The following is a 15,017-nucleotide window of genomic DNA, read 5'->3' as shown; positions in this document are numbered from 1 at the left end:
TCACTCGATGATGAACAGCGGCTGGCCGTATTCGACCGCCTGACCGTTTTCGCCGAGGATTTGTGTGACGGTGCCGGACTTGTCGGCCTCGATTTCGTTGAGGATCTTCATCGCCTCGATGATGCAGATCGTGTCGCCCTCCTTCACCTGGCTGCCCACTTCGACGAAGGCCGGGGCGCCGGGGCTGGAGGAGCGGTAGAAGGTGCCGACCATGGGCGACTTCACCACGTGGCCGGATGGCGCGGCTTCCACGGGAGCCGCCGGAGCCGGCGCCGCGGCGATGGCGCCCGCGGGTGCCGCGACACCGACGCCCGGAGCCGGAGCCGGCATGGCCTGCACATACTGCACCGGCGCTGCGATTCCGCCTTTTACGATGCGGACCTTGCCTTCGGTTTCGGTGATTTCCAGTTCGGAAATATTCGATTCGGACACCAGATCGATCAGTGTCTTGAGCTTGCGCAGATCCATGGGACTCCAGCGCCGGGGTTGCCGGCTATGAGGATTTATTTGGCCTGAAAATCGGTGTACTTCTGTGTACTTCGGTGTACTTCGGCGTTCAGCCGCCAACTACCCGATAAGGGGACCGAATTCTAGCCGTGAACTATGCCCGCCGCCACGCTTGGAGGTCGGCCGGTTCGATCTTGCCCATTTTACGCGCCGTGATCGCGCCACCGGCATCCAACACGATGCTGAACGGCAGTCCGCCGGCCGTGTTCCCCAGGTTTTTGACCAGTTCGGTCCCTTGCAAGCCCGCCAGCCCGATGGGATAGCTGACTGGCGTCTTGGCCAGGAATTTGCGCACGGCGCTGGGTTGATCGATGGCTAATCCGACGACTTGCCAGCCGTTGGCGGCATTTTCGCGAAAGAAGGCATCGATCATCGGCATCTCCTCGATGCAGGGCGGGCACCAGGTGGCCCAGAAGTTGATCAGCACGCGCTTGCCACGAAGTTGCTCGAAGACCAGTTCCCCGCCCTCCGGCCGCTCGAAGCGCTGGGCCCAGAAAGCGGCATCGAGCCGCTCGCCGCCCCCATTGGCGCGCCGGTGCCAGACCGCGCCGCCGAATCCGGCGATCGCCGCCACTGCGGCCACACCCCCATAGAGCCAGCCCCGGCGCGTAGGCTTGGCAGTCATTCATTTTCCTTTTCGATCAGCCGCCTCAGCGCGGCCAGATTGCCCCGCGGCACACGGCCCTGAGTGTCGGGCTTGAGGGCGCCGCGCAGGTCGTCGAGGTCGTAGATCAGGAGGTGCACCCCGATCTCTTCGCCGAGGGCGCGGCTCGCCACATGAATGCTGAGCGCCTCGACCTGCTCGCCATGAAAGCCGGTCACCATGCGCGGCTCGTAGTCGACATGGTGGTCGATGAGCGTGATTTCGGCCGACTTCGGGTCGTCGCAGAACAGCTGGATATAGATGTCCGACAGCCGGGTCGCCGTGCCGTGCCAGACGGCGCCGCCGATATGGGGGCGGTACTCGGCCATGTGCTCCATCCATTCGAGCGCCAGCACGCGCAGGGCATGCAGTTCCTTCGGCTGGGTGTCGGCGCAAAAGAGCTGGATGTAGTCGCGCACCTCGTTCTCGACCTCGTCGTTGTGCGGCAACGGCGTGCGCGCGGGCAGGCCCAGGTCGCGCAGCGCGCGGCGCTTGGCCGGGCCGTACTCCAGCCCCTCCTCGACGATGAGGCGCGCGGCGGCGGCGGCGATTTCCTGTTTGGGCACATCCATCGGGCCATTTTGCCCAAAGGAAGGCGTGCGCAGAAGAGCGATCTCGGGCATCCCTAGAATCGACCGATGCACATTCACATCCTCGGCATCTGCGGCACCTTCATGGGCGGGCTGGCCGCACTGGCGCGCGAGGCCGGGCACCGGGTCACCGGCTGCGATGCCGGCGTCTACCCGCCGATGAGCGACCAGTTGCGCGCCCTCGGCATCGAGCTGATCGAAGGCTTCGGCGCCGACCAGATGGCACTGCAGCCCGACGTCTTCGTCATCGGCAACGTGGTGTCGCGGGTCCGGCTCGCCGACGGCGCGCCCAAGTTCCCGCTGATGGAAGCGATCCTCGACGCCGGTGTCCCCTACACCAGCGGCCCCCAGTGGCTGGCGGAGCAGGTGCTGCAGGGCCGGCATGTGCTGGCCGTTGCCGGCACCCACGGCAAGACCACCACCACCTCCATGCTGGCCTGGATCCTCGAGCGCGCCGGCCGCTCGCCGGGCTTCCTGGTGGGCGGGGTGCCGCTGGACTTCGGCGTCTCGGCCCGGCTGGGAAGCGGTGCGCAGAAGCTCTTCGTGATCGAGGCCGACGAGTACGACACCGCCTTCTTCGACAAACGCAGCAAGTTCGTCCACTACCGTCCGCGCACCGCGATCCTCAACAACCTGGAATACGACCACGCCGACATCTTCGACGACCTGGCGGCGATCGAGCGGCAGTTCCACCACCTGGTGCGCACGGTCCCCGCCAGCGGCCGGGTGGTCGTCAATGCAACCGAGGACAGCCTGCGGCGCGTGCTGACCCAGGGCTGCTGGAGCGAGCTGGCCCGCTTCGGTACCGGCGGCGAATGGCAGGCGCGGGGGACGCACGACGCCTTCGACGTCCTGCGGCAAGGCGAGGCCGTCGGCCGGGTCGAATGGCCGCTGTCCGGCCTGCACAACCAGATGAACGCGCTGGCCGCCATCGCCGCGGCCGAGCATGTGGGCGTGGTGCCGGCCGAGGCGGCGGCGGCGCTGGCGAGATTTCGCAACGTGCGCCGGCGCATGGAAGTGCGCGGCACGGTCGAGCGGGCCGGCAGGCCGATCACGGTCTACGACGATTTCGCACACCACCCGACCGCCATCCGCACCACGCTCGATGGCCTGCGCAACAAGCTCGACGCCGGCGGCCATCGGGGCGAGCGCATCCTCGCCGCCTTCGAGCCGCGCAGCAACACGATGAAGCTGGGCACCATGGCTGCCCAGCTGCCCTGGTGCCTGGAGCAGGCCGACCTCGCCTTCTGCCACAGCGGCGGGCTGGACTGGGACGCGGCGGGCGCGCTCGCGCCGATGGGCGAACGCGCACGGGTGGCCGGCGCAATCGAGCCCCTGGTGGCCCAGATCGTGGCCACAGCGCAGCCCGGCGACCACATCGTCTGCATGAGCAACGGCGGCTTCGGCGGCGTGCACGAGAAGCTTCTTTCAGCCCTGCGCGCGACAGGCGCGGCAAAATGAGCGGATGCGCGCGCAGCAGCTCATCGACACCCTGAAGCTGGCGCCCCATCCCGAGGGCGGCTGGTACCGCGAGCTGTTCCGCTCCGAGGCACAGGTGTCGCCGGACGATGGCCGGCCGGTGCGCCAGGCGCTCACGACCATCTATTTCCTGCTGCAAGCCGGCCAGTATTCACGCTGGCACCGGGTGCTCTCCGACGAAGTCTGGGTTTACCTCGAAGGTGCCCCGCTCTCGCTCTGGACCAGCGATGCTGCGCTGCGCACGCCGCCTGCACATGTCCGGCTGGGGCCGGTCGACGTGCATGGCACGCATCCGCAGCACACCGTGACGGCAGGGCGCTGGCAGGCAGCCAGGCCGCTGCTGACGCCAGCCAGCGCCGACTACACGCTGGTGCATTGCACCGTCGGCCCCGGCTTCGACTTCAATGACTTCTCGTTCATGCAGCCCGACGGCGAAGAGGCGGCGCTGCTGCGCCACCACTGGCCTGCGCTGGTCGAGCTGATCTGACCGGGCCTCAGCCCCGGCGCGCCTTGACCGCCTGCGACAGCAGCTCCAGCACGTGCGCCGAATCGTCCCAGCCCAGGCAGGCATCGGTGATGCTCTTGCCGTATTCGAGGTTGGCGGCGTTGTCCTTGCCGGCGCTGAATTTCTGGGCACCGGCAGTCAGGTGGCTCTCGACCATCAAGCCGAAGATGCTGCGGCTACCGTGCGCAATTTGCGCCGCAATGTCCTTCGCCACGTCGACCTGCTTCTGGTGCTGCTTGCTGCTGTTGGCATGGCTGCAGTCCACCATCAGCGTCGGCGGCAGCTTGGTGGCCTCCAGGTCCTTGCAGGCGGTGGCCACGCTGGCGGCGTCGTAGTTGGGTGCCTTGCCGCCGCGCAGGATCACGTGGCAGTCCTTGTTGCCGTTGGTCTGCACGATCGCAACCTGGCCGTTCTTGTGCACCGAGAGGAAGTGATGGCCGCGCGCCGCCGCCTGGATCGCATCCGTGGCGATGCGGATGTTGCCGTCGGTGCCGTTCTTGAAGCCGATCGGCGCCGACAGGCCCGAGGCCAGCTCGCGATGCACCTGGCTCTCGGTGGTGCGCGCACCGATCGCGCCCCAGGAGATCAGGTCGCCGATGTACTGCGGCGAGATCACATCGAGGAATTCGCTGCCGGCCGGCAGCCCGAGGCGGTTGATCTCGATCAGCAGCTGGCGCGCGATGCGCAGCCCTTCGTCGATGCGGTAGCTCTCGTCGAGGTAGGGGTCGTTGATCAGCCCCTTCCAGCCCACCGTGGTGCGCGGCTTCTCGAAGTAGACGCGCATCACGATCTCCAGCGTACCGGCGTACTTCTCGCGCTCGGCCTTCAGGCGCCGGGCGTACTCGAGCGCGGCGACCGGGTCGTGGATCGAGCAGGGGCCCATCACCACCAGCAGGCGGTCGTCCTTGCCGCTCATGATGTTGTGGATGGCGTGGCGGGTGCCGGTGATGAGCGTCTCGACCGGCGTGCCGCGAATCGGGAAGAAGCGGATCAGATGTTCGGGAGGCGGGAGCACGGTGATGTCCTTGATGCGTTCGTCGTCGGTTCGGCTGGTTTTTTCGACGCTCGCATACCAGTTCTCGGTGGCGGGGAGATTGCTCGTGCTCATGGTCGTTCCTTCAAGGGGTGTGAATCATCGGGGCATAAAAAAACCGCCGGGGCTCGGGGCGCCGGCGGTTTTGGGAGGTGTTCAGTGTGCTTTACGCGCTCGCCTCTCGTCCGCCGGAGTCCGGGAACCAAAAGTACGAAAAGAAAAACGCGACGCGCGAAGACATAGGGGCCGAATGTAGCACAGCAAAACGAGGCAACCGCTGCGCGAAGGCCTCAGGCTGTGCCGCCGACCGTCAAGCCATCGATGCGCAACGTGGGCTGGCCCACGCCGACCGGCACGCTCTGGCCCTCCTTGCCGCAGGTGCCCACGCCGGAATCGAGCGCCATGTCGTTGCCGATCATGGTGACGCGCGTCAGCGCATCGGGGCCGTTGCCGACCAGGGTCGCGCCCTTCACCGGGTACTGGATCTTGCCGTTCTCCACCCAGTAGGCCTCACTGGCCGAGAACACGAACTTGCCGCTGGTGATGTCGACCTGGCCGCCGCCGAAGTTGGTGGCGTAGAGGCCCTTCTTGATGCTGGCCACGATCTCCGCGGGCACCTTGTCGCCGCCCAGCATGTAAGTGTTGGTCATGCGCGGCATCGGCACGTGCGCATAGCTCTCGCGGCGGCCGTTGCCGGTGGGCTTGACCTTCATCAGCCGCGCATTGAGCGAGTCCTGGATGTAGCCCTTGAGGATGCCGTCCTCGATCAGCACGTTGCGCTGGGTGGCGTTGCCCTCGTCGTCGACATTGAGCGAGCCGCGGCGGTCGGCGATGGTGCCGTCGTCCAGCACCGTCACGCCCTTGGCGGCCACGCGTTCGCCGATGCGGCCCGAGAAGGCGCTCGACCCCTTGCGGTTGAAGTCGCCCTCCAGCCCGTGGCCGATGGCTTCGTGCAGCAGGATGCCGGGCCAGCCCGGGCCCAGCACCACGGTCATCTCGCCCGCGGGTGCCGGACGCGAATCGAGGTTGACGAGCGCCTGCTTGACCGCTTGGTCGACGAATTCGGCAATGCGCGCCTCGTCGAAGTAGGCGAGGCCGAAGCGCCCGCCGCCGCCGCCCGAGCCCACCTCGCGCCGGCCGTTCTGCTCGGCGATCACCGTGACCGACAGGCGCACCAGCGGCCGCACGTCGGCGGCCAGGGTGCCGTCGGCGCGCGCTACCAGCACCACGTCGTACTCGCTCGCCAGCCCGGCCATCACCTGGGCGACCCGCGGATCGCGCGAGCGCGCAAGCTTCTCGACCTTGCCCAGTAGCTCGACCTTGGCGGCGCTGTCGAGCGTCGAGATCGGGTCCACGCCACCGTAGAGCGTGCGGCTGGTCGCGACCTTGCGCGTCGGCGCCTTGACCCGGCCGTTGCGTCCCGCGGCGGAAATGGTGCGGACGGTGCGCGCCGCATCGAGGAGCGATGCCTCGGAAATGTCATCCGAATAGGCGAAGGCCGTCTTCTCGCCGCTGACCGCGCGCACGCCCACGCCCTGGTCGATGCTGAAGCTGCCGGTCTTGACGATGCCCTCCTCCAGGCTCCAGCCCTCGCTGCGGGTGTACTGGAAGTAGAGGTCGGCGTCGTCCACCTTGTGGGCGGTGATCTCCGCCAGGGCGCGCAGCAGGTGCGATTCGTCCAGGCCGAAGGGCGTGAGCAGGAGCTGCTGCGCCGTGGCGAGGCGCTCGAGGGTGGGTTCGCGGGAAATCATCGGAGGATTCTAGGCTCGCCCCCCGAATGGCGCTCAGCTTTGCATCAGTCGCTTGGCGCGCGCGATCGACATCAGGATGCCCAGCCCCAGCCCCAGCGTCACCATCGCGGTGCCCCCATAGCTGATGAAGGGCAAGGGCACCCCCACCACCGGCAGGATCCCGCTGACCATGCCCATGTTCACGAAGGCATAGGTGAAGAAGATCATGGTCACCGCACCGGCCAGCAGGCGCGAGAACAGCGTGGGCGCGTCCAGCGCGATCGCCAGGCCACGGAAGATCAGGAAGATGAAGCCGGCGATCAGCGCCAGATTCCCGGCCAGGCCGAACTCCTCGGAGTAGGCAGCGAAGATGAAGTCGGTGGTGCGCTCGGGAATGAACTCCAGGTGCGTCTGCGTGCCCTGCATGAAGCCCTTGCCGCCGATCCCGCCGGAGCCGATGGCGATCATGCCTTGGATGATGTGGAAGCCCTTGCCCAGCGGGTCTTTGGTCGGGTCGAGCAGCGTGCAGATGCGCTGCTTCTGGTAGTCGTGCAGGATTCGCCAGTCGAGGCCGTCGGCGCACAGCTGCGACTCGAAGCCCACGATCAGCGCCACCGCGATCAGCCCGATGATGACGGGCGGCACGATCAGCTTCCACGACAGGCCGGCGAAGAAGATCACCGACATGCCGGCCGCCAGCACCAGCAGCGCGGTGCCCAGGTCAGGCTGCTTCATGATCAGCCCGACCGGCACCGCCAGCAGCACTGTCGCCACCACGTAGTCGAGGGTGCGCAGCTGCCCTTCGCGGCGCTGGAACCACCAGGCCAGCATCAGCGGCATGGCGATCTTCAGGATCTCGCTCGGCTGGATGACCACGCCCACGTTGATCCAGCGCGTCGCGCCCTTCTTCGTGATGCCGAACAGCATCACCGCCACCAGCAGCGACACGCCCAGCACATAGACCGGCACGGCGAAGAACATCAGCCGCTGCGGCGGCACCTGCGCCACCACGAACATGATGAAGCCGGCCAGCAGCATGTTGCGGCCGTGGTCCATGAAGCGCGTGCCGTGGTCGTAACCCGACGAGTACATGGTCAGCAGCCCGGCGCAGGCCAGCAACAGCACGGCGAAGGCGAGAAAGCCATCGAAGCCCTGGAACACGGGCGCGATGCGACGCGCGAGGGACGGCTGGTGGAACACGGCGGCGGACATGGGCGCGGATTATCCGCTCGCGGCCGCAATCCTCCAGCTTCACGGACAATCGCCGAGCATCGGTCCGTCCTCGATTTAAGACTAAGGCATGACTTCCGCGCCCACCACCCACCTGCTGTACCTCCACGGCTTCCGTTCCTCGCCGCAATCGACCAAGGCCCGGCAGGTGGCACAGCGCGTCCGGGAGCGGCACCCGCAGCTGCATTGGTGGTGCCCGCAGCTGCCGCCGTCGCCGCACGAAGCGATCGAGCTCGTCATGCGCGGCATCGCGCAGTGGCCGCGCGACACGATGGCGGTGGTCGGCTCCTCGCTGGGCGGCTTCTACGCCACCTACGTCGCCGGCATGACCCGTTGCCGCGCCGTGCTGCTGAACCCGGCCGTCCACCCGGCGCGCGACCTGGCGAAGCACATCGGCGAGCAGACCTCCTGGCACGACCCGGCCGAGCACTTCCATTTCCGGCCCGAGTACATCGACGAGTTGCGCGCCCTCGGCGTGGGCCCGCTGGCGCGGCCGGAACGCGTCTTCGCCGTCATCGCCAAGGGCGACGAGCTGCTGGACTGGCGGGAGATGTCGGCGCGCTACCCCGAAAGCCGCATCAAGCTGCTGGAAGGCAGCGACCACGCCCTGTCCGATTTCGAGCGCCACCACCTGGACGAGGTGATGGCCTTCATCGACCCCGCCTAGGCGGCTACGCGCGCGGCGGCGCATGGGACAATCCGCCCCATGTTTGTTTTGTTCGAAGAAGCCGGCAAGTACCTGGGCGGACGCGTGCTGTCGGAGGCGGAGGCCTCGGCACAGGTCGAGCTCGATTCCGGCAAGCGGGTCAAGGTCAAGGCCGCCAACATCGTGCTGCGCTTCGAGAAGCCGGCGCCGGCCCAGTTGCTGGACGAGGCGCGCGCCCTCGCCGCCGGCATGGACCTCGACCTGGCCTGGGAATTCGCCCCCGAGGGGGAGTTTGCTTTTATCGAGTTGGCCGCCGACTACTTCCAGGCCCAGCCCACGCTGGCCCAGCAGGCCGCCTCGCTGCTGGCGCTGTTCGAGGCGCCGCACTACTTCCGCCGCGCCGGCAAGGGCCGCTTCAAGAAGGCGCCGGCCGAGATCGTGCAGCAGGCGCTGGCCGCCATCGAGAAGAAGAGGCAGGTCCAGGCCCAGATCACCGAATGGGCCGCGCAGCTCGGCGCCGGCGAGTGCCCGGCGCCGGTGCGAGAGCAGCTCTACAAGATCCTCTTCAAGCCCGACAAGAACGCGCCCGAGTACAAGGCCGTGGTCGAGGCCGCGCGCGCCACGCAGCGCCCGCCCCTCGACTTGCTGCAGCAAGCGGGCGCGATCGACTCGCCCTACCAGTTCCACTGGCGGCGTTTCCTGTTCGAGAACTTCCCCAAGGGCACCGCCTTCCCGGCGCTCAAGGCCCCAGCCATCGCCGACGAACTGCCGCTGGCCGAGGTGCAGGCCTTTTCGGTCGACGACTCGCAAACCACCGAGATCGACGACGCGCTCTCGGTCACGGGCCTCGGCAGCGGCACGGTGCGCGTCGGCATCCACATCGCCGCGCCGGGCCTGGCGCTAGCGCCGGGCGGCCCCATCGACCAGGTCGCGCGCGCGCGCATGTCCACCGTCTACATGCCGGGCCACAAGATCACCATGTTGCCCGACGAGGTGGTCGAGACCTACACCCTGCAGGAAGGGCGCGACTGCCCGGCCGTCTCGCTCTACGCGGACTTCGACGAGGCCACGCTGGCACTGAAGACCACCGAGACCCGCCTCGAGCGCGTGCCCATCGTGGCCAACCTGCGCCACGACCAGCTCGATGGCTTCATCACGCAGGCCTGGCTCGAGGACGGCACGGTCGACAACGCGGGCACGCCCGAGGTCGCCAAGCGGCTGCGCCAGCCGCTGTCCTTCCTGTTCCGCCTCGCCAAGCAGCTGAAGGCGCAACGCGAAGTGGTGCGCGGCAAGCCCGAGAGCTTCAACCGGCCCGACTACAACTTCCGCCTGCCCGACGCCCAGGGCGAGCCCACCGGCGACGAGCGGGTGCAGATCACGACCCGCCAGCGCGGCGCGCCGCTGGACCTGATCGTGTCGGAAGCGATGATCCTGGCCAACAGCAGCTGGGGCGGCTGGCTCGGCGAGCTCGGCGTGCCCGCGCTCTACCGCAGCCAGGCCAGCCTGGCGCCGGGCATCAAGGTGCGCATGGGGACCCGCGCCCTGCCGCATGCCGGCCTGGGCGTGAAGAGCTATGCCTGGAGCACCTCGCCGCTGCGTCGCTACACCGACCTGGTGAACCAGTGGCAGATCATCGCGGCCGCGCGCCACGGCAAGACCGCCGCGCTGGCAGCGCCCTTCAAGCCGAAGGATGCCGACCTGTTCTCCATCCTCTCAGGCTTCGATGCCGCCTATGCCGCCTACAACGCGCACCAGGGCGGCATGGAGCGCTTCTGGACGCTCAAGTACCTGGAGCAGGAAAACATCACCGATCTCGAGGCGACGCTGATCAAGGACGTGCCCAACGGCGCCTTGGCGCGCGCTGATACGCTGCCTCTGGTGTTCCAGGTTACGGGTACGCAAGGCCTTGCGCGCGGGGCGCGTGTGCGCGTCAAGCTCGGCGAGGTCGACGAGATCGCGCTCGACGTGCACGGCACCGTCATCGAGCGCCTCGACACGGCGCCGGCCGAGGCGGCTGTGGAAGACGAAGGCGACGAAGAAGAAGTCGCCGGACCGATCGCCATCGCGGTGGACCTGGCCGACAGCGACGAGGCGGCGCCACCGGAGAAGATCCCCGCATGAACCTGCGCGACCTGAGCAGCCTGCAAATCGCGCTCGGCATCTCGGTCGCCGCGCATGCCCTGCTGCTCGCGTTCCGCTTTGCCGACCCCGAGTCCTTCAACCGGGTCTTCACCGAGACGCCGCTCGAAGTCATCCTGGTCAACGCCAAGAGCAACGAGCGGCCCGAAAAGGCCCAGGCCATCGCCCAGAGCTCGCTGGCCGGCGGCGGCGACCTCGAGCGCGGCCGCGCCACCAGCCCGCTGCCGCCCTCCACCTTCACCGCCATCGGCGACTCGATGGAAGACGCCCAGCGTCAGGTCGAGGCCATGCAAGCCCAGCAGATGCTGCTGCTGGCGCAGATCAAGCAACAGCTCGCCGCGATGCCGCTGCCCGATCCGCGGCACCAGGGCAATCCCAGCGAGGCCAAGGCGCGCGAGGAAAGACGCCGCCAGCTGATCGAGTTGCTGGCCGAGATCGAGCGCCGGGTGAACGAAGAGAACGCGCGGCCCAAGAAGCGCTACCTCAGCCCCGCGACGCGCGAGGCCACCTATGCCGTCTACGTCGATGCGCTGCGCCGCAAGATCGAGGCGCGAGGCACCGAGAACTTCCCCGAGCTCTCGGGCAGGAAGCTCTACGGCGAGCTCACGATGCTGGTGACCGTCAACTTCGACGGCGCGATCCTCGGCACCGAGGTCGTCGAGGGCTCGGGCAACACGACCCTGGACCGGCGCGCGCAGGCCATCGTGCGCAGCATCGGCAACTTCGGCAAGTTCACCGACGCGATGCGGCGGCAGACCGACCAGATCGTGCTGCCCTCACGTTTCAAGTTCACCCGCGACGAGACGCTCGAGACGCAGGTCTCCTCGTCGTCGTCCAAACAATAAGCCGGACGCCATGGACCTCTATTGCGTGATGGGCAACCCGGTCGAGCACAGCCGCTCGCCCTGGATTCATGCGCGCTTCGGCGAGCTCACCGGCCAGGTGCTGGACTACAGCCGCCGCCTGGTGCCGCTGGACGGCTTCGAGGCCGCGGTGGCCGCCTTTCGCGCCGAGACCAGCGGCACGGCGCGCGGCTGCAACGTCACCGTGCCCTTCAAGTTCGAGGCCGCGGCGCTAGCGCAGCACCTGAGCCCACGGGCCATGCTGGCGCGCGCGGTCAACACGCTGCGCTTCGACGAGGACGGCATCCACGGCGACAACACCGACGGCGCCGGCCTCGTCGCCGACATCACGCAGCACGCCGGGGTGCCGCTGGCCGGCAGCGAGCTGCTCTTGCTGGGCGCCGGCGGCGCCGCGGCCGGCGTGCTGGGCCCGCTGCTGGAAGCCGGCCCGCGCCGCGTGGTGGTGGCCAACCGCACGCTGGCCAAGGCCATCGACCTCGTGCGACGCCATGCAGCGCTGGCGCTGCAGCATGGCATTGCGCTGGAGGCGCACGAACTGCAGTCGGTGTCCGGCGAGTTCGATGTGGTGGTGAACGGCACCGCCTCCAGCCTCGCCGGCGGCGAGGTGCCGGTGTCGGCCCGCGTGCTCAAGCGCGGCGCGCTGGCCGTCGACATGATGTACGGGCCGGCCGCCGCGGGCTTCATGGACTGGGCCCGCGAACACGGCGCCGTGCCGCGCGACGGGCTGGGCATGCTGGTCGAACAGGCGGCCGAATCCTTCGCGCTCTGGCGCGGCGTGCGGCCGCCTTCAGGGCAGGTGCTGGCCGAGCTGCGCGCGGTTGTCGACGGCAAGTGAAGGCCATCCTGCGCTGGGTGCTGTGCCTGCTGTTCGCGGCAGTGGCGCTCGAAGTCTTCTTCATCGGCCGCATCGCCGCGATGGCGGTGATCGATCCGCAGTCCACCGCCTTCCAGCGTTCCGAAGCCTGGCAGCTCGCGACCGAGGGGCGCAGCAACGGCGAGCGTGGCTGGAAACAAGAGTGGGTGCCCTACTCGCAGATCGCCGACAGCCTGAAGCGCGCGGTGATCGCCAGCGAGGACGGCGAATTCATCTATCACAACGGCGTCGAATGGGAGGCCGTCGAGCGCGCGCGCCAACGCAATGCGAGGGCCGAGCAGATCGCTGCCCGGCGTGCGGCGCAGATGCGCGCACGCGGCAAGGAGCCGCGGCCGGTGCAGCTGCGCGGCGGCTCGACCATCACGCAGCAGCTGGCGAAGAACCTGCTGCTGTCGGGCGAGCGCACGCTGCTGCGCAAAGGCCAGGAGCTGCTGCTTTCGGTCGCGCTGGAGCTGCTGCTGGACAAGCAGCGCATCCTCGAGATCTACCTCAACAGCGTGGAGTGGGGTGAGGGCATCTTCGGCGCAGAGGCGGCCGCGCAGCACTACTTCAAGAAGCCGGCCTCCCGGCTCGGCGCGCATGAGGCGGCGAAACTGGCGGTGATGCTGCCGAGCCCGAAGTTCTTCGAGCGGCGGTCCGGATCGGCCTACCTCGCGGGCCGCACGGCCACGATCGTGGCGCGCATGCCATCGGCCGAGCTGCCCTGATCTGCAGGGGCAGCGCGCGCATCGAAGTGGGGGGATCTGGAGCGGGAAAAGAGTCTCGAACTCTCGACCTCAACCTTGGCAAGGTTGCGCTCTACCAACTGAGCTATTCCCGCGTTTGAAGGGTCCGAATCATAACGGATTCGCGAGACCTCTTCGGCCGCGGCAGGAGAAAAACCTGCATGCGCGGCCCGTATCATCGCCGCCATGCTTGCAAAGTTCACGGGGTGGGTGCTGCTGGGCCTGATCCGGCTCCTCACCGGTGCCCAGGCGCGCTGGTGGGGCTGCCCGCCCAAGGCCGAGCAGCGCATCTACTTCGCCAATCACCAGAGCCATCTTGATCTGGTGATGATCTGGGCCGCGCTGCCCGAGGAGCTGCGCAGCATCACGCGGCCGATCGCGGCGCGCGACTACTGGGCCACGACGCCCTTCAAGCGCTGGATCACCACCGAGGTGTTCAATGCGATCTACGTGGAGCGCAGCGGCAGCGCGCCCGTGCCGGCACCCGCACCTGCGCCGGCCGCGCCCCGCGAGCGCATCGAGCCCGTGTTCGAAGAAGCGATGCCGGTCGTCGCGCCTGAACCGGTCGACGCCATGCAGGGCGAGCTGCTACTGGCATCGCCACCGGCCGATGCGCCACCCGCGCCAGAGCCGGGCAGCGCCGAAGCGCTGCTGCCGCTGCAGCCGCTGATCGAGGCGCTGCAGAGCGGCGACTCGATCATCATCTTTCCCGAGGGCACGCGCGGCAACACCGGCGAGCCGCAGAAATTCAAGTCGGGCCTTTACACGCTGGCGCAGATGTTCCCCGAGGCCGTACTGGTGCCGGCCTGGATCGACAACGTGCAGCGCGTGATGCCCAAGGGCGAGGTGGTGCCGGTGCCGATCCTCTGCTCGGTCACCTTCGGTGAGCCGGTGCGCCTCGAGGAGAGCGAAGAGCGCCGCCCTTTCCTCGACCGCGCGCGCGAAGCGGTGATCGCATTGCGGTATGTGTAGATGAACGAATACCTCCGCCAGCTCTCGCCCACCCACCAGGTCGCGGCCCTGTTCTTCATCGTCTTCGGTCTGCTCGTGATGGTGAGCATCGTGGCCTTCCTGCTGAGCTTCCGCGAGCGCCGCAACCCGCGGCACGACGAGCGCTGGCAGCGCGAGCTGGCGCATTTCCGCCGGCTGCTGGGCACCACCTGGTTCATGGCGGTGATCTTCTGGATCGGCTGGGCCCTGGGCGAGACGGTGGCCACCGTGCTGTTCGCGCTGATCTCCTTCTTCGCGTTGCGCGAGTTCATCACGCTGTCGCCGACGCGGCGCGGCGACCATCGCAGCCTGATCCTGGCCTTCTTCGTGGTGCTGCCGATCCAGTTCTGGCTGGTGGCGACGGCCCGCTTCGACCTCTTCACCGTGTTCATCCCGGTCTACGTCTTCCTCGCCATCCCGGTGGTGAGCGCGCTGGCCGACGACCCCAACCACTTCCTCGAACGCAACGCCAAGCTGCAGTGGGGCATCATGGTCTGCGTCTACGGCATGAGCCATGTGCCGGCGCTGCTGCTGCTCACCTTCCCCGGCTACGAGGGCAAGAGCGCCTTTCTCGTGTTCTTCCTGGTCTTCGTCGTGCAGACCTGCGTGCTGGTGCAGCACCTGATTGCGCGGCGCGGCAGCCTGCCCGGCGAAGAAGCGGCCGCGGAAGACGCCGAAGCATCCGGCGGGCGCCTGCAGCGCGTCGGCGACTGGCTCTTCAGGGACGCGCCTGCCGCGCCGCATGTGAGCCGCAGCTTCAACTGGCGCAGCTGGGCCATCGGCATGGCGATCGCGAGCGTGGTGGGCGCGCTGTTCTCCTTTATCACGCCCTTCCGCTTCGGCCAGGCGCTGGCCGTCTCCCTGCTCGCCTGCGTGGCCGGCTCGATGGGCCACCTGGTGATGAAAGCGCTCAAGCGCGACCGCGGCATTCCCAACTGGGGCCGGCGCGGCGTGGGCGTGACCGGGGCCAACGGCTTGCTGGACCGCGTCGACGCACTGTGCTTCGCGGCCCCGGTGTTCTTCCATTCGGTACGCTGGTACTTCGGTGCCTGAGGCGCGGCCT

Annotated in this window: 15 protein-coding genes and 1 tRNA gene; 9 read left to right on the top strand and 7 right to left on the bottom strand. The window is 68.1% G+C overall.

All coding sequences use genetic code 11. From position 1 onward, the window contains the following. The 3 genes from accB to GXN78_RS18000 all read right to left on the bottom strand — a co-directional run bounded on the left by accB (position 1) and on the right by GXN78_RS18000 (position 1,722). Positions 1-468 (bottom strand): acetyl-CoA carboxylase biotin carboxyl carrier protein, encoded by a 468-nt coding sequence (accB, locus tag GXN78_RS18010; RefSeq protein ID WP_106554927.1) that lies wholly within the window; start codon positions 466-468, stop codon positions 1-3. A gap of 133 nt (positions 469-601) precedes the next feature. Continuing rightward, the gene (locus GXN78_RS18005) at positions 602-1,132 is read right to left on the bottom strand and encodes a TlpA disulfide reductase family protein (protein WP_106554928.1); all 531 of its coding nucleotides are present in this window, start codon (positions 1,130-1,132) and stop codon (positions 602-604) included. After that, the gene (locus GXN78_RS18000; RefSeq protein ID WP_106554929.1) at positions 1,129-1,722 is read right to left on the bottom strand and encodes a hypothetical protein; all 594 of its coding nucleotides are present in this window, start codon (positions 1,720-1,722) and stop codon (positions 1,129-1,131) included. Before GXN78_RS18000 ends, GXN78_RS18005 begins: the two co-directional genes overlap by 4 nt. A 66-nt stretch (positions 1,723-1,788) precedes the next feature. On the opposite strand from GXN78_RS18000, the gene mpl reads away from it, so the two are divergent. Further along, complete coding sequence (gene mpl / locus GXN78_RS17995) at positions 1,789-3,201, top strand: UDP-N-acetylmuramate:L-alanyl-gamma-D-glutamyl-meso-diaminopimelate ligase (RefSeq protein ID WP_106554930.1); 1,413 nt, start codon at positions 1,789-1,791, stop codon at positions 3,199-3,201. Between the two features lie 4 nt (positions 3,202-3,205). After that, positions 3,206-3,706 carry a cupin domain-containing protein gene (locus GXN78_RS17990; RefSeq protein ID WP_106554931.1) on the top strand — a complete coding sequence of 167 codons (501 nt, stop codon included), beginning with the start codon at positions 3,206-3,208 and terminating at the stop codon, positions 3,704-3,706. Between the two features lie 7 nt (positions 3,707-3,713). Here the strand turns inward: GXN78_RS17990 and GXN78_RS17985 are convergent, their stop codons facing one another. The 3 genes from GXN78_RS17985 to rodA all read right to left on the bottom strand — a co-directional run bounded on the left by GXN78_RS17985 (position 3,714) and on the right by rodA (position 7,699). Further along, entirely contained in the window at positions 3,714-4,832 is a 1,119-nt protein-coding gene (locus GXN78_RS17985; RefSeq protein WP_106554932.1) for a 3-deoxy-7-phosphoheptulonate synthase, read from the bottom strand. Between the two features lie 215 nt (positions 4,833-5,047). Then, entirely contained in the window at positions 5,048-6,508 is a 1,461-nt protein-coding gene (tldD, locus tag GXN78_RS17980) for a metalloprotease TldD (protein WP_106554933.1), read from the bottom strand. 33 nt (positions 6,509-6,541) lie between these two features. After that, positions 6,542-7,699, bottom strand: coding sequence for a rod shape-determining protein RodA (rodA, locus tag GXN78_RS17975; RefSeq protein WP_106554934.1), 1,158 nt, complete (start codon positions 7,697-7,699; stop codon positions 6,542-6,544). Between the two features lie 88 nt (positions 7,700-7,787). Between rodA and GXN78_RS17970 the strand changes: the two genes are divergently transcribed. From GXN78_RS17970 to mtgA, 5 genes are read left to right on the top strand one after another with little or no spacing between them, the layout of a single operon-like run. Then, positions 7,788-8,384, top strand: a complete 597-nt coding sequence (locus GXN78_RS17970) for a YqiA/YcfP family alpha/beta fold hydrolase (RefSeq protein WP_106554935.1) — start codon at positions 7,788-7,790, stop codon at positions 8,382-8,384. 39 nt (positions 8,385-8,423) lie between these two features. Continuing rightward, positions 8,424-10,484 carry an RNB domain-containing ribonuclease gene (locus GXN78_RS17965; RefSeq protein WP_106554936.1) on the top strand — a complete coding sequence of 687 codons (2,061 nt, stop codon included), beginning with the start codon at positions 8,424-8,426 and terminating at the stop codon, positions 10,482-10,484. Next, positions 10,481-11,347, top strand: a complete 867-nt coding sequence (locus tag GXN78_RS17960; RefSeq protein ID WP_106554937.1) for a TonB C-terminal domain-containing protein — start codon at positions 10,481-10,483, stop codon at positions 11,345-11,347. Before GXN78_RS17965 ends, GXN78_RS17960 begins: the two co-directional genes overlap by 4 nt. Before the next feature lie 10 nt (positions 11,348-11,357). Next, a complete protein-coding gene (gene aroE, locus GXN78_RS17955; protein ID WP_106554938.1) occupies positions 11,358-12,200 on the top strand; it encodes a shikimate dehydrogenase in 843 nt (280 codons plus the stop codon). Next, positions 12,197-12,946, top strand: a complete 750-nt coding sequence (gene mtgA, locus GXN78_RS17950; RefSeq protein WP_106554939.1) for a monofunctional biosynthetic peptidoglycan transglycosylase — start codon at positions 12,197-12,199, stop codon at positions 12,944-12,946. The genes aroE and mtgA overlap by 4 nt, the downstream gene beginning before the upstream one ends. 37 nt (positions 12,947-12,983) lie before the next feature. On the opposite strand, the gene GXN78_RS17945 is transcribed toward mtgA, so the two are convergent. Next, positions 12,984-13,059 (bottom strand) — tRNA-Gly (locus GXN78_RS17945). Between the two features lie 91 nt (positions 13,060-13,150). On the opposite strand from GXN78_RS17945, the gene GXN78_RS17940 reads away from it, so the two are divergent. Both GXN78_RS17940 and GXN78_RS17935 read left to right on the top strand, forming a co-directional pair. Beyond that, positions 13,151-13,936, top strand: a complete 786-nt coding sequence (locus GXN78_RS17940) for a lysophospholipid acyltransferase family protein (RefSeq protein WP_106554940.1) — start codon at positions 13,151-13,153, stop codon at positions 13,934-13,936. Beyond that, positions 13,937-15,007 (top strand): phosphatidate cytidylyltransferase, encoded by a 1,071-nt coding sequence (locus GXN78_RS17935; protein ID WP_106554941.1) that lies wholly within the window; start codon positions 13,937-13,939, stop codon positions 15,005-15,007. It abuts the gene before it with no gap. The last annotated feature ends 10 nt before the right edge of the window (positions 15,008-15,017 follow it).

It is taken from the genome of Variovorax sp. WS11 (genome assembly GCF_010499245.1).
Classification (GTDB): domain Bacteria; phylum Pseudomonadota; class Gammaproteobacteria; order Burkholderiales; family Burkholderiaceae_C; genus Variovorax.
The sequence above is the reverse complement of the archived record's forward strand: the minus strand, read 5'-3'. Positions and strand labels throughout refer to the sequence as shown.

Coding starts and splice junctions, on each gene's coding strand:
- GXN78_RS17960 (WP_106554937.1), top strand. CDS start 10,481: ATGAACCTGCGCGACCTGAGCAGCCTGCAAATCGCGCTCGGCATCTCG.
- GXN78_RS17990 (WP_106554931.1), top strand. CDS start 3,206: ATGCGCGCGCAGCAGCTCATCGACACCCTGAAGCTGGCGCCCCATCCC.
- accB (WP_106554927.1), bottom strand. CDS start 468: ATGGATCTGCGCAAGCTCAAGACACTGATCGATCTGGTGTCCGAATCG.
- GXN78_RS17965 (WP_106554936.1), top strand. CDS start 8,424: ATGTTTGTTTTGTTCGAAGAAGCCGGCAAGTACCTGGGCGGACGCGTG.
- GXN78_RS17940 (WP_106554940.1), top strand. CDS start 13,151: ATGCTTGCAAAGTTCACGGGGTGGGTGCTGCTGGGCCTGATCCGGCTC.
- mpl (WP_106554930.1), top strand. CDS start 1,789: ATGCACATTCACATCCTCGGCATCTGCGGCACCTTCATGGGCGGGCTG.
- tldD (WP_106554933.1), bottom strand. CDS start 6,508: ATGATTTCCCGCGAACCCACCCTCGAGCGCCTCGCCACGGCGCAGCAG.
- GXN78_RS17970 (WP_106554935.1), top strand. CDS start 7,788: ATGACTTCCGCGCCCACCACCCACCTGCTGTACCTCCACGGCTTCCGT.
- GXN78_RS17935 (WP_106554941.1), top strand. CDS start 13,937: ATGAACGAATACCTCCGCCAGCTCTCGCCCACCCACCAGGTCGCGGCC.
- GXN78_RS18005 (WP_106554928.1), bottom strand. CDS start 1,132: ATGACTGCCAAGCCTACGCGCCGGGGCTGGCTCTATGGGGGTGTGGCC.
- rodA (WP_106554934.1), bottom strand. CDS start 7,699: ATGTCCGCCGCCGTGTTCCACCAGCCGTCCCTCGCGCGTCGCATCGCG.
- GXN78_RS18000 (WP_106554929.1), bottom strand. CDS start 1,722: ATGGATGTGCCCAAACAGGAAATCGCCGCCGCCGCCGCGCGCCTCATC.
- GXN78_RS17985 (WP_106554932.1), bottom strand. CDS start 4,832: ATGAGCACGAGCAATCTCCCCGCCACCGAGAACTGGTATGCGAGCGTC.
- aroE (WP_106554938.1), top strand. CDS start 11,358: ATGGACCTCTATTGCGTGATGGGCAACCCGGTCGAGCACAGCCGCTCG.